14 protein-coding genes are annotated in these 11,955 nt (G+C 72.9%); 6 read left to right on the top strand and 8 right to left on the bottom strand.

Going from position 1 to position 11,955, the window contains the following annotated elements; translation table 11 throughout:
* Positions 1-18: 18 nt before the first annotated feature.
* The 4 genes from kdpB to QNH85_RS15730 all read right to left on the bottom strand — a co-directional run bounded on the left by kdpB (position 19) and on the right by QNH85_RS15730 (position 4,160).
* On the bottom strand, positions 19-2,049 hold the full coding sequence (gene kdpB, locus QNH85_RS15745) for a potassium-transporting ATPase subunit KdpB (RefSeq protein ID WP_282947911.1): 2,031 nt from the start codon (positions 2,047-2,049) through the stop codon (positions 19-21).
* Positions 2,050-2,206: 157 nt separating this feature from the next.
* Positions 2,207-3,877 carry a potassium-transporting ATPase subunit KdpA gene (gene kdpA, locus QNH85_RS15740; RefSeq protein ID WP_282947909.1) on the bottom strand — a complete coding sequence of 557 codons (1,671 nt, stop codon included), beginning with the start codon at positions 3,875-3,877 and terminating at the stop codon, positions 2,207-2,209.
* Positions 3,877-3,966 (bottom strand): potassium-transporting ATPase subunit F, encoded by a 90-nt coding sequence (locus QNH85_RS15735; RefSeq protein WP_213280782.1) that lies wholly within the window; start codon positions 3,964-3,966, stop codon positions 3,877-3,879. The genes kdpA and QNH85_RS15735 overlap by 1 nt, the downstream gene beginning before the upstream one ends.
* Positions 3,963-4,160 (bottom strand): hypothetical protein, encoded by a 198-nt coding sequence (locus tag QNH85_RS15730; RefSeq protein ID WP_213280783.1) that lies wholly within the window; start codon positions 4,158-4,160, stop codon positions 3,963-3,965. Before QNH85_RS15730 ends, QNH85_RS15735 begins: the two co-directional genes overlap by 4 nt.
* A 136-nt stretch (positions 4,161-4,296) precedes the next feature.
* On the opposite strand from QNH85_RS15730, the gene QNH85_RS15725 reads away from it, so the two are divergent.
* Positions 4,297-4,725: a pyridoxamine 5'-phosphate oxidase family protein gene (locus tag QNH85_RS15725; protein ID WP_282947906.1), complete on the top strand. Its 429-nt coding sequence runs from the start codon at positions 4,297-4,299 to the stop codon at positions 4,723-4,725.
* Positions 4,726-4,774: 49 nt separating this feature from the next.
* On the opposite strand, the gene bsh is transcribed toward QNH85_RS15725, so the two are convergent.
* Positions 4,775-5,722: a choloylglycine hydrolase gene (gene bsh, locus QNH85_RS15720; RefSeq protein WP_282947903.1), complete on the bottom strand. Its 948-nt coding sequence runs from the start codon at positions 5,720-5,722 to the stop codon at positions 4,775-4,777.
* Between the two features lie 141 nt (positions 5,723-5,863).
* On the opposite strand from bsh, the gene QNH85_RS15715 reads away from it, so the two are divergent.
* Together QNH85_RS15715 and QNH85_RS15710 are read left to right on the top strand one after the other, a co-directional pair.
* Positions 5,864-6,307 carry a response regulator gene (locus tag QNH85_RS15715; RefSeq protein WP_249668966.1) on the top strand — a complete coding sequence of 148 codons (444 nt, stop codon included), beginning with the start codon at positions 5,864-5,866 and terminating at the stop codon, positions 6,305-6,307.
* Positions 6,308-6,410: 103 nt separating this feature from the next.
* Positions 6,411-6,833, top strand: a complete 423-nt coding sequence (locus QNH85_RS15710) for an arsenate reductase ArsC (RefSeq protein ID WP_282947901.1) — start codon at positions 6,411-6,413, stop codon at positions 6,831-6,833.
* 57 nt (positions 6,834-6,890) lie between these two features.
* On the opposite strand, the gene QNH85_RS15705 is transcribed toward QNH85_RS15710, so the two are convergent.
* On the bottom strand, positions 6,891-7,088 hold the full coding sequence (locus QNH85_RS15705) for a hypothetical protein (RefSeq protein ID WP_282947899.1): 198 nt from the start codon (positions 7,086-7,088) through the stop codon (positions 6,891-6,893).
* The gene (gene arsM, locus QNH85_RS15700; RefSeq protein ID WP_282947897.1) at positions 7,088-7,852 is read right to left on the bottom strand and encodes an arsenite methyltransferase; all 765 of its coding nucleotides are present in this window, start codon (positions 7,850-7,852) and stop codon (positions 7,088-7,090) included. The genes QNH85_RS15705 and arsM overlap by 1 nt, the downstream gene beginning before the upstream one ends.
* A gap of 104 nt (positions 7,853-7,956) precedes the next feature.
* Here arsM and QNH85_RS15695 point away from each other — a divergent pair, with 104 nt between their 5' ends.
* On the top strand, positions 7,957-8,328 hold the full coding sequence (locus tag QNH85_RS15695; RefSeq protein ID WP_282947895.1) for an ArsR/SmtB family transcription factor: 372 nt from the start codon (positions 7,957-7,959) through the stop codon (positions 8,326-8,328).
* 16 nt (positions 8,329-8,344) lie between these two features.
* Here QNH85_RS15695 and QNH85_RS15690 read toward each other — a convergent pair whose 3' ends face one another.
* Positions 8,345-8,803 carry a hypothetical protein gene (locus QNH85_RS15690; RefSeq protein WP_282947894.1) on the bottom strand — a complete coding sequence of 153 codons (459 nt, stop codon included), beginning with the start codon at positions 8,801-8,803 and terminating at the stop codon, positions 8,345-8,347.
* Positions 8,804-8,941: 138 nt separating this feature from the next.
* Between QNH85_RS15690 and QNH85_RS15685 the strand changes: the two genes are divergently transcribed.
* Both QNH85_RS15685 and QNH85_RS15680 read left to right on the top strand, forming a co-directional pair.
* Positions 8,942-9,814: a glycoside hydrolase family 3 N-terminal domain-containing protein gene (locus QNH85_RS15685; RefSeq protein WP_346016332.1), complete on the top strand. Its 873-nt coding sequence runs from the start codon at positions 8,942-8,944 to the stop codon at positions 9,812-9,814.
* Between the two features lie 415 nt (positions 9,815-10,229).
* Positions 10,230-11,762, top strand: a complete 1,533-nt coding sequence (locus tag QNH85_RS15680) for a vWA domain-containing protein (protein WP_282947890.1) — start codon at positions 10,230-10,232, stop codon at positions 11,760-11,762.
* Positions 11,763-11,955: the final 193 nt, after the last annotated feature.

The following is an 11,955-nucleotide window of genomic DNA, read 5'->3' as shown; positions in this document are numbered from 1 at the left end:
TTCGGTGCGAGACGGGGTTCAGAAGCCGGGGAGCAGGCTGACGACGAGGTCGATCAGCTTGATGCCGAGGAACGGGGCGATGACGCCGCCCAGGCCGTAGACGAGCAGGTTGCGCCCGAGGATCGACGTCGCCGCCGCCGCGCGGTACCGCACCCCCCGCAGGGACAGCGGGATGAGCACGACGATGATCAGCGCGTTGAAGACGATCGCCGAGAGGATCGCGGACGCCGGGGACGACAGCTGCATGACGTTCAGCGCGGCCAGGCCGGGGAACACCCCGGCGAACAGGGCCGGGATGATCGCGAAGTACTTGGCCACGTCGTTCGCGATGGAGAACGTGGTCAGCGCGCCGCGGGTGATGAGCAGCTGCTTGCCGATCCGCACGATGTCGATGAGCTTGGTCGGGTCGGAGTCGAGGTCGACCATGTTCCCGGCCTCCTTGGCGGCCGAGGTGCCGGTGTTCATCGCCACGCCGACGTCCGCCTGCGCGAGGGCGGGCGCGTCGTTCGTGCCGTCGCCGGTCATCGCGACGAGGTGGCCGCCCTCCTGCTCCCGCCTGATCAGCGCGAGCTTGTCCTCCGGGGTCGCCTCGGCGAGGAAGTCGTCGACGCCCGCCTCGGCCGCGATGGCCCTCGCTGTGAGGGGGTTGTCGCCCGTGATCATCACGGTGCGGATGCCCATGGCCCGCAGCTCGGCGAACCGCTCGCTCAGGCCCTCCTTGACGACGTCCTTGAGGTGGACGACGCCGAGCACCCGGCCCGCGCCGGACCAGTCCTGGGCGGCCACCACCAGCGGCGTGCCGCCCTCGGAGGAGATGCGCTCGACGTGCGCGTCCAGGTCGCGGCGGACGGCCGGGTCGAGCGGGCCCTCCTCCTCGAGCCAGGCGACGACCGCCGAGCCGGCGCCCTTGCGGATCCGGGTGACGTCGGGCAGGTCGACGCCGCTCATCCGGGTCTGCGCGGTGAACGGCACGACCTCCGTGCCGTCCGCCAGGGTGACGACGTCGCCCGCCACGCCCCGGTCGGCCGCCAGCTCGACGATCGACCGCCCCTCGGGCGTCGGGTCGGCGGCGGACGCCTGCGCGGCGGACCGGACCAGGTCGTGGGCGTCGACGCCGGCCAGCGGCAGGAACGCCACCGCCCGCCGGTTGCCGTAGGTGATCGTGCCGGTCTTGTCGAGCAGCAGGGTCGTCACGTCGCCGGCGGCCTCGACCGCGCGGCCGGACATCGCCAGGACGTTGCGCTGCACGAGCCGGTCCATGCCCGCGATGCCGATCGCGGACAGCAGCGCGCCGATCGTCGTCGGGATGAGGCACACCAGCAGCGCGACCAGCAGCGGGACGCTGACCGAGGCACCCGCGTACGAGGCGATGGGGTTCAGCGTCAGCGCCACCACCACGAACACGATCGACAGCGAGGCGAGCAGGATGTTCAGCGCGATCTCGTTCGGCGTCTTCTGCCGGGCGGCGCCCTCGACCAGCGCGATCATCCGGTCCACGAACGTCTCCCCCGGCTTCGAGGTGATCCGCACGACGATCCGGTCGGACAGCACCCGGGTGCCGCCGGTGACGGCCGACCGGTCGCCGCCGGACTCGCGCACCACGGGCGCGGACTCGCCGGTGATGGCCGACTCGTCGACCGAGGCGATGCCCCAGACGATGTCGCCGTCGCCGGGGATCAGCTCGCCCGCGGTGACCACGACCACGTCGCCGAGCGTGAGGTCGGGCGAGGCGACCTCACGGGTGCGGGCACGCTCGGCGCCCGGGTCTCCCGCGGGGTCGTACGCGTCGACGACCGTCGCCGTCGTGCTGGACCGCGTCTGGCGCAGGCTGTCGGCCTGGGCCTTCCCGCGACCCTCGGCGACGGCCTCCGCGAGGTTCGCGAACAGCACGGTCAGCCACAGCCACACGGCGATCGCCGCGGTGAACGTGACCAGGGTCTCGGTGCCGCCGGACTGCTCCGGGCCGCCGGTGAACGGCTCGACGACAGCGAGCACGGTGGTGAGCGCGGCGCCGACCTCGACGACGAACATCACCGGGTTGTGCCACATGGTGCGCGGGTCGAGCTTGCGGAACGCCCCGGGCAGCGCCTCGCGGAGCTGGGCGACGCCGAACGCGCGCGCGTCCGGCCCGGCGGGGTGCCCGGCGGGGTGGCCGGCGACGGGGGCCGCGGGCCCCGGGTGGGGGTTGCCGTGTCAGTCATGAGGTTCACAGACCTTCCGCCAGGGGACCCAGCGCGAGAACGGGGAAGTACGTCAGGGCGGTCACGACCACGGTCACGCCCACGAGCAGGCCGACGAACTGCGGCCGGTACGTCGGGAGCGTCCCGGCGGTCGACGGGACCGTGTCCTGCGCGGCGAGCGAGCCCGCGAGCGCCAGGACCAGCACGATCGGCACGAACCGCCCGAGCAGCATCGCGACGCCGAGCGCCGTGTTGAACCACAGCGTGTTCGCGGTGAGGCCGGCGAACGCCGAGCCGTTGTTGTTCGCGGCCGACGTGAACGCGTACAGCACCTCGGAGAAGCCGTGCACGCCGGGGTTCCAGATCGACGTCGACTCGACGTCGGCCCGCACCCCCGGGATCGCGAAGGACAGCGCGGTCCCGGCCAGCACGAGCGTGGGCGTCACCAGGATGTACAGGGACGCAAGCTTGATCTCGCGCGGGCCGATCTTCTTGCCCAGGTACTCCGGCGTGCGGCCGACCATCAGCCCGCCGACGAACACCGCGATGACCGCGAGCACGAGCATCCCGTACAGCCCCGAGCCGACGCCGCCGGGCGCGATCTCGCCGAGCATCATGTTGAGCATCGGGAAGAACCCGCCCAGGGCGGTGAACGAGTCGTGCATGCCGTTCACGGCACCGGTGGACGTCAGGGTGCTGACGGAGCCGAACAGCGTGGTCGCGGCGATGCCGAACCGCTGCTCCTTGCCCTCCATCGCCCCGCCCGCCAGCTCGGGGGCCGTCCCCCCGCCGTGCGCCTCGACGACCGTCAGCAGCGTCAGGCTGACCAGGAAGATCGTCACCATCGCCGCGAGGATCGCGTAGCCCTGCCGGGCGCTGCCGACCATCCGGCCGAACGTGCGCGGCAGGCTGAACGGGATCGCCAGCATGAGCACGACCTGGAACAGGCTGGTCCACGGCGTCGGGTTCTCGAACGGGTGGGCGGAGTTCACGTTGAAGAACCCGCCGCCGTTCGTCCCGAGCAGCTTGATGGCCTCCTGCGAGGCGACCGGCCCGCCGGGGACCGACTGGACGCCGCCGGCGAGCGTCGTCACGTCGGTGAACCCGGCGACGTTCTGGATGACGCCCCCGGCGATCAGCACGACCGCACCGAGCACGGAGATCGGCAGCAGGAGGCGCAGGGTGCCGCGGGTCACGTCGACCCAGAAGTTCCCGATGGTGCCGGTCCGGCGGCGGGCGAACCCGCGCACCAGCGTGATCGCGACGGCCATGCCGACCGCCGCCGACACGAAGTTCTGCACCGTCAGGCCCAGCACCTGGACGGCGTAGCCCAGCGTCACGTCCGGCGAGTACGACTGCCAGTTCGTGTTCGTGACGAACGAGACCGCGGTGTTGAACGCCAGGTGCTCGCCGACGGCGGGCATCCCGAGGTCGTACGGCAGCCAGGTCTGCGCCCGCTGCAGCAGGTAGACGAGCAGCACGCCGACCAGCGAGAACGCGAGCAGGCTGCGCACGTACGAGCGCCACGTCTGCTCCGAGCCCGAGTCGACGCCGATCAGCCGGTACAGCCCGCGCTCGACCCGCAGGTCCCGCGACGAGGTGTAGACGTGCGCCATGTAGTCGCCGAGCGGCCGGTGCAGCGCGGCGAGCACCGCCACGACGGTCAGCACCTGCGCGACGGCGGCCCACGCGGACATCAGAACCGCTCCGGCTGCACGAGGGCCCACACGAGGTAGACGACGGCCGCGAGCCCGAGGGCGGCGGCCACGAGGTCGAGGACGATCACAGCCGCTCGACCCCCGCGGCGACCGCGCCCACCAGGGCGAACAGGGCGAGGACGCCCACGACGAAGACCAGGTCCAGCACGAGGAAGCTCCCGAGGACGTGCGTGCCGCGCCGGCCGGCCGGCTGCCGCGGCGGCCCCGCAGGGGGCCGTCGTCCATCACAGACCCGCCGGCGGCCCGCGTCGGCGATCCTCACGGTTCCCATACGGGCGCGGGGCCGTTCCTGACGGATCCCGTGCGGACGGCGCCGGAACAGCGCGCACCGGCCCCCGCGTTGACCCTGCGTCCGACGCCGACGCCGGGCGACCGGCACGCCGACCCGAGAGGCCGCGATGAGCACCGACGACCGCACGCTGACCGCCGACGACCTGGCGTTCCTGCGCCGCTCCCTGCACGGGTTCCTGTCCGTGGCCGCCGGGCCGACGCCGCCCCAGCCGCGCCCGGTGTGGTTCGAGGCGACGGACGAGGGCACGCTCCAGCTGTTCACCGGCCCGGACGCGCTCAAGGTCCGCCGCCTCGCGCAGGACCCGCGCGCGTCGCTCGTCGTCGCCGCCCCGGTCGGCGAGCGCGAGCGCTGGGTGTCGGTCGCCGGGCGCGTCACCGTCGAGCCGGACGGGGCGCACGACCTCGCGTCACGCCTCGCGGCCCGGTACTGGGACCTCGACGACCCCGCCCGGGCCGCGGACCTCGCGGGCATCCTGGCCGAGGACCAGGTCCGGCTGGTGATCCACCCGGAGTCCGTGCGGCGCTACGCGTCCTGAGGCACGGGGAGGGACGACCCCGTCGGACGGGTCCCGTCGGTCACGCGGGCTACGCGACCACGAGCTCCGTGCCGTCGGGCTTGTGGTCCGCGAGCGCCACGCTGCGGACCGCAGGGTCGTCGTAGGTGTTCCAGTAGTACGTCGTCGCGCGTGAGGAGAACAGCCCGGTGTAGATCGTCTTCTCGAACTCGCCCGAGCCCATCGCGGCGCAGCCGTCCACCATGGCCACCTGCTGCAGGGTGTGGAACGCCCGGCTGACGTTCTCCTCCTCGCTCGGCTTCGGCGGGTAGTGCGCGTTCACGTACGCGGCGCGGACGAACCGGGAGGGCGAGTAGTAGTCGCCGGGGATCCCGCGCATGTGCGAGCCCGAGCCGAACGGGGTGAGCCGCGCGCGGCCGAGCACCGTCTCCTCGGGGAACTCCGGCGAGGTGTTGAGGTAGTTGCGCAGGTTCTCGTGGTGCCACGAGAACCCCGGCTGGTTCGCCAGGACGTCGACGTCGTCGTCGAACACGTGCATGCCGTCGGCCGTGTGCTCGACCACGATCGCGCGCGTGGCGTCGGCGACGATCCAGTGCAGCAGCGAGCTCGGGTACCGGTCGTTGATCGGCCGGTCGACGACCACGACGTCCGCGAGGGCCGCCTCCACCTCGTCGACGCTGCCGAACTGCGAGCACACCCACAGCGGGAGCTCGAAGGCGGCGACGTTGGTGGCGCCGTCGACCGGCCCCGCCGCGTACTGCGCGTACCCCGGGAAGTTGAGGCCCGCGACGGCGAGGCCCGCGTCGTTCCCGCAGTCGAAGTACAGCGGGGTGTCCTCCTCCACGATCCCCATGCCGATGGTCGCGTGCCGGATGCTCGGCACCGCCCCGAACGGGGACCGCGGGGCGTACCCCGTGGGTGTCACGACCACCCGCTCCCCGTAGCCGCTCGTCCAGTCGAGGTTCCGGGCGAGGTAGACGTGGCCGTCGCCGTCCGAGAACCGGATTCCCGTGCACATGGAGCTCCCCTGTCGTCGATGACGTGGTGCGAGACCCATGATGCGGCGGGCGCGACGCCGCGGACCTCACACCGTGCGGATGAGTCACGCTCGTCGCCGCACCGCCGCACCGCCGCGGCGGCCGGCGTGTCACACTCGGCCGTGCTCACATCCCACGACGCCCGCGTGCTGCTCATCGAGGACGACCCCGGCGACCGGCTGCTGGTCGAGGAGGTGTTCGACGAGCACGGCGTCTCGGGGAACCTGCGGAGCGTCGAGGACGGCGTCCAGGCGCTCGACTTCCTGCACCGCCGCGGGGAGTTCGCCGACGCCCCGCGCCCCGACCTGATCCTGCTCGACCTGAACCTGCCGAAGGTCAACGGCCGCGAGGTCCTCGACCACGTGAAGCGTGAGCCGGGGCTCGCCTCGATCCCGGTCATCGTGCTGACCACGTCGGCCGCCGAGGAGGACGTCCTGCGGTCGTACGCCTCGCACGCCAGCGCGTACGTCACCAAGCCGCTGAACTGGGACGAGCTGAGCCACGCCGTGCGCCGGATCGGGCAGTTCTACCTCGACGTCGCACGCCTGCCGCGGCGCACCGCGTAGCGCGGCGCATCCTGACTCGCACACCGCCAGACGTCCAGATCGTGCCGGGCAAGCGAGACGAGGTGCCGCCTGACCGTCCCCGCCTGACCCTGAGGAGACCCCGATGAGCGAGACCAGCCAGCCCTCCGCCCTGTTCGTCTGCGTGCACAACGCCGGCCGCTCCCAGATGGCCGCGGGGTACCTGCGGCACCTGTCCGGCGGCGCCGTCGAGGTCCGCTCCGCCGGGTCGATGCCCGCCGAGCAGATCAACCCCGTCGCCGTCGAGGCCATGCTCGAGGAGGGCATCGACATCCGCGCAGAGCGCCCGAAGGTCCTGACGACCGACGCGGTCAAGGCGTCCGACGTCGTCATCACGATGGGCTGCGGCGACGCGTGCCCGATCTTCCCCGGCAAGCGGTACGAGGACTGGGCCCTGGAGGACCCGGCCGGCCAGGGCATCGAGTCGGTCCGGCCGATCCGCGACGAGATCCGCCGCCGCGTCGAGGTGCTGCTCGGCGAGCTGGGCGTCGAGCCTGTCACCGCCTGAGCCGTCCGACGACGAGAGGGCCGCGCCCCCGGGGTGCGGCCTCTCTCGCTGCGCGGATCAGGCCGGGCAGCAGGCCTGCGCCACGCGCGCCGTCCCGGTGACGCGGGAGCGCACCCGCTCGGCGATCGCGGCCAGGCGCCGGCGCGCCCGGACGACGCAGCCCGGGAAGTCCTGCGCGGCGCGCCGCAGCTCGAGCTGCCGCACCAGCTCCCGCTCGTCCTGCCGGTAGATCGTCAGGTACACCTCGGGGTCCATCACTCCTCCTCGGGTGCGGGCTTGCGAGCGCGGACGACCGCGCCGTGCATCCCGTCGGCGACGGCGTGCGTGAACTCGACCTCGGTGTCGACGAAGCCCGCCGCCGCCAGGCCGTCCAGGTACTCGGTGCGGGACAGCGCACCGGCGATGCACCCGACGTACGAGCCGCGCTCGCTGCGCTCGTCGGGCGTCAGGTGGTCCTCCGCGACGACGTCGGAGATGCCCACGCGCCCGCCGGGCACCAGCACCCGGAACGCCTCGGACAGCACCGCGGGCTTGTCGGTGGACAGGTTGACCACGCAGTTCGAGATCACGACGTCCACCGCGGCGTCGTCGAGCGGCAGGTCCTCGATCGTGCCCTGGCGGAACTCGACGTTGGTCGCGCCCGCCTTCGCCGCGTTCGCGCGGGCCAGGTCCAGCATCTCGTCGGTCATGTCGACCCCGTAGGCGAAGCCCGTCGGGCCGACGCGGCGCGCGGACAACAGCACGTCGATCCCGCCGCCGGACCCGAGGTCCAGGACGCGCTCGCCCTCGCGCAGCTCGGCCACCATCAGCGGGTTCCCGCACCCCAGCGAGGCAGCCAGGGCCTCGGCGGGCACCGCGGCCGCGTCCTCGGTGCCGTACAGCGACGCGCCGAACCGCTCGTCCACCACCAGGTCCTGCGGCCCGCAGCCCCCGCCGCCGCAGCAGCCGCCGTCGGCGCCGCCCTGCACCGCCGCCAGCGCGTACCGGGACCGGACCTGCTCTCGGATGTCCTGCACCATCACTCCCCCTAAGGGATCGATCACCGTCGATGTGATGAGCCTGACACCAGACATCGACGGCTGTCAACATCGACAACGGTCGATGTGTGAGCGAGGATGTCGTCATGGCTCTGGACCTGCTCCCGATCAGCACCGCGACGTCGACCGCCTGCTGCAGCCCGGTCACCGGCACCACCATGTCCGCCGAGGACGCCGACCGGACCGCCCGCACGCTCAAGGCGCTGGCCGACCCGGCGCGCCTGCGGCTGCTGTCGATCATCGCCGCGCACGAGGGCGGCGAGGCCTGCGTGTGCGACCTGACCGAGCCCGTCGGGCTGTCCCAGCCGACCGTGTCCCACCACCTCAAGGTGCTCACCGAGGCGGGGTTCGTGACCCGGGAGAAGCGCGGGGTGTGGGCGTACTACACGCTCGTCCCGGGCGCGGTCGAGGACCTGACGGGCCACCTCGGCACCCACCTGCGGGTCGCCACCGCCTGACCGGCGTCGGGCGTGGTCAGCCGGCGGCCTGCGCGCGGTCGAGCACGAGCTCGTAGCCGTCGACCAGCTCGGGGCACAGGTGCAGGACGGCGTTGTCCCAGAGCGGTCCGACCAGGGCCGGGTCCTCCGCCAGGTACTGCTCGTAGACCGCGACCGCCTCGTCCGGCGACGCCTCCGCCACGCTCAGCGTCGCGCAGATGAACACGCCCTGGTGGAGCAGCTCGTCGGCGATGTCGGACGAGTCCCGGCCGAGGTCCTCCCCCACGGCCACGACGAACGCCGCCGCGACCGCGGCGTCGAGCGCCGGCCCGGACCCGGGGCTCGGCTGCGGGCCGGCGGTGGGCGCGGCAGTGGTCGGAGCGGCGGTGGGAGCGGCGCTGGAGGACTCCGGCGCACCCGCTTCCGCGCCGTCGTCGGTGCAGGCCGCCAGCACCAGCACGGCCGTCAGCGCGGCGCCGGCCGCGAGGGGTCTCATGGGTCCATCCTCCGCCCTGGGACGACATGGGCTGGCTGCCCGAGGTCGCGACCCGTGCTGCACGACGAGCACCGGCGGCGACGCGTGGCGGAACGTAGCCTGCCGTCGTGAGCCTCCGCACCGCCCCCGGCCCGTCCGGTGCTCGTGGCCACCGACGAGGAGTCAGGACGGGTGGCGCACATGCGCGAGGTCGTCGGGCCCGGGCCGTCGCCGCGCCGGATGGCCGCGCAGGGATCGCCCGACGACGTCCGCGCGCGGGCCGTCGCCACCGGGCAGGCGCTCTCGGCCGTCGGCGTCGGCCTGGACCTGGCGCCCGTGCTGGACCTCGACGACGGGCCCGCCGCGGGTGTGATCGGTGACCGCTCCTTCAGCGCGGACCCGGAGGAGGCCGCGGCGTACGGGCTGGCCTACGCGCGCGGGCTCGCCGACGCGGGCGTCGCCTCGGCGGTCAAGCACTTCCCCGGCCACGGGCGTTCGTCCGTCGACTCGCACCGGGAGTCGTCGCTGGTCGAGGCCGGCCTGGACCAGCTGGTGGCGACCGATCTCCTGCCGTTCCAGCGCGCCGTCGACGCGGGCACTCCCGTGGTCATGCTCAACCACGTGCAGTACTCGGCGCTCGACCCGGAGCTGCCCGCGTCCCTGAGCCCACGGGCCTACACCCTCCTGCGCGAGATGGGCTTTCGGGGCGTCGCCATGACGGACTCGGTCGGCATGGGCGCGGTGAACCGGCGCTGGGACTTCCCCGACGCGGCGGTCCGGGCGGTCGCCGCCGGCGCCGACGCGGTGCTGGCGACCGACGGCAACCACGCGGTCCGCATGCGGGACGGGCTCGTCCAGGCGGTGCAGGGCGGCGTCCTGCCCGAGGCCCGCCTGTCGGAGGCCGCGGCGCGCGTGACGGCGCTCGCCGGCGGCGACCCCGTGGCGTTGTCGTGCCTCGACGTGGATCTGCCGCAGCTCGCGCCGGACGCCGGATCGGGCGCCGGCTCCGGGGCCGCGAGCTCGAGTCCGTGACGCGACGGGCAGCGGCGGCCGCGACGCGCGGCTGACGACAGGCTGCGGCGAGCACCCGCCGTTCGGTGCACCGAGGCGCACGACGGGTCGCCCGACCGCGTGGTGACGGCTCCGACGGCGCACCGCGGACGCGGTACCGTCGACGTCGTCGCCGTCGGCGCGTCACCGCGCCTCGGCCGCGACACGGGAGTTCCCCCGAGCGATCACTGATCGATCCCCTCACCTCCCGGGCCTCTCCGCGGACGTCTCCGACTGCTCGCCGTGACCGGAACGGTACGGTCACGTGACCGTCCCGTGCTGTCCTCGCAGGTCAGGGACCCGAGAGCATGCAGACCTCAGACGATGGAGGGGTCACATGCGCGGTCGGTGGTTGAGGGATGCTCGTCCCGGCTCCTCGGGGCGTCCACGGGATCGCGTGGTCGCTGCGGCGGCCGCGGTGGCGGTGCTGGCGATGCTCGGGGCGTGCAGCGAGGGAGGGTCGAGCGACGCCTCCTTCGGGCAGGAGATGGCACAGGACGACGCCTTCGCCCCCGATGACTGGCGCGACGTCCCGACCGAGCCGCAGGAGGAGTACGACGACTCCCCGGAGCAGCCGTTCCAGGACGTGACGACGAGCCCGCTGTCGACGTTCGCCTCCGACGTGGACACCGCGTCGTACAGCAACATGCGCCGGCAGCTGACGCAGGGCGCCGAGCCGGAGGGCGTGCGGATCGAGGAGCTGGTCAACTACTTCGACTACGACTACCCGGCCCCCGCGGCGGACGCCGCCGACCCCTTCACGGTGACGACGCAGGTCGCGCGTGCGCCGTGGGCGCCGGAGCACCAGCTCGCGATGATCGGCGTGCAGGCGACGGACGCGACACCGACGAGCGAGGGCAACAACATCGTCTTCCTGCTCGACGTGTCCGGGTCGATGGACGAGCCCGACAAGCTGCCGCTGCTCGCCGAGTCGTTCGCGCTCCTGGTCGAGCAGCTCGACGAGGACGACACCGTCTCGATCGTGACGTACGCCGGCAGCAACATCGTCCTGGCGGACTCGGTGCCCGGGAGCGAGCGCGAGGAGCTCGTGCGGATCCTGAGCGAGCTGCGGGCCGGGGGGTCGACCGGCGGGGCGTCGGGCCTCCAGACCGCGTACGAGCTCGCGACGAAGAACTACATCGAGGGCGGCAACAACCGGGTCGTGCTGGCGACCGACGGCGACTTCAACGTCGGGCCGTCGACCCCCGAGCAGCTCACCGAGCTGATCCAGGAGCACGCCGCGACGGGCGTGCACATCTCGGTCCTCGGGTTCGGCATGGACAACCTCAAGGACAACACGATGGAGGCGATCGCCGACCACGGGAACGGCAACTACGCCTACATCGACACCCTCGACGAGGCGCGCAAGGTCCTCGTGGACGAGTTCGACTCCACGATGTTCGTCGTCGCCCAGGACCTGAAGGTGCAGGTCGAGCTCAACCCCGCGGCCGTCTCGCAGTACCGGCTGCTGGGCTACGACAACCGTCGCCTCGAGGACGAGGAGTTCGACGACGACACCAAGGACGCCGGCGACGTCGGTGCCGGGCACTCCGTCACGGCGTTCTACGAGCTGGTGCCGGCCGGTGACGAGGACGGTGACGACGACCTGGACTACCAGGACCACGCGACGTCGGGCTCCAGCGACTTCCTGACCGTGCACGTCCGCTACAAGGACCCCGGGGCGACCGAGAGCACCGAGGTCGTCGTCCGCGCCGGCGCCGACACGTACACCCGCTCGCCGACCGACGACTTCCGGTTCGCCTCCGCTGTCGTCGAGTTCGGCCTGGTGGCGACCGGGTCCCAGTACGCCGACGGTGCCGACACCGCCCGCGCCCGGGACCGTGCCCTGGAAGCCGTCGGGGAGGACCCCTACGGCCTGCGCACCGAGTTCGTCGGCCTCGTCGAGAGGTACGAGAGGATCGCCGGCTGACCGGCCCCGTTCGAACGGCGACATGACGAGGCGGTACCTTCGACGTCGTCGCCTCGAAGCAGCCTCGCAGCAGCCCCGGACGACGCGGGCGTCGTCCTGAGGGCTCGAGGGACGAACCCCGTGGCCGGGCCTCTGGGACATGAGGGGATTAGCTCTGACCTGGCGAGCCGGCTCCCTCCGTGAGCAAAGAGCG

This window comes from Cellulomonas endometrii, from assembly GCF_949769265.1.
GTDB lineage: Bacteria > Actinomycetota > Actinomycetes > Actinomycetales > Cellulomonadaceae > Cellulomonas > Cellulomonas endometrii.
Note: the sequence above shows the minus strand (reverse complement) of the source record. Positions and strands in the feature narration are given on the sequence as shown.

Coding starts and splice junctions, on each gene's coding strand:
- kdpB (WP_282947911.1), bottom strand. CDS start 2,049: ATGTGGCACAACCCGGTGATGTTCGTCGTCGAGGTCGGCGCCGCGCTC.
- kdpA (WP_282947909.1), bottom strand. CDS start 3,877: ATGTCCGCGTGGGCCGCCGTCGCGCAGGTGCTGACCGTCGTGGCGGTG.
- QNH85_RS15725 (WP_282947906.1), top strand. CDS start 4,297: ATGAGCACCGACGACCGCACGCTGACCGCCGACGACCTGGCGTTCCTG.
- bsh (WP_282947903.1), bottom strand. CDS start 5,722: ATGTGCACGGGAATCCGGTTCTCGGACGGCGACGGCCACGTCTACCTC.
- QNH85_RS15710 (WP_282947901.1), top strand. CDS start 6,411: ATGAGCGAGACCAGCCAGCCCTCCGCCCTGTTCGTCTGCGTGCACAAC.
- QNH85_RS15705 (WP_282947899.1), bottom strand. CDS start 7,088: ATGGACCCCGAGGTGTACCTGACGATCTACCGGCAGGACGAGCGGGAG.
- arsM (WP_282947897.1), bottom strand. CDS start 7,852: ATGGTGCAGGACATCCGAGAGCAGGTCCGGTCCCGGTACGCGCTGGCG.
- QNH85_RS15695 (WP_282947895.1), top strand. CDS start 7,957: ATGGCTCTGGACCTGCTCCCGATCAGCACCGCGACGTCGACCGCCTGC.
- QNH85_RS15690 (WP_282947894.1), bottom strand. CDS start 8,803: ATGAGACCCCTCGCGGCCGGCGCCGCGCTGACGGCCGTGCTGGTGCTG.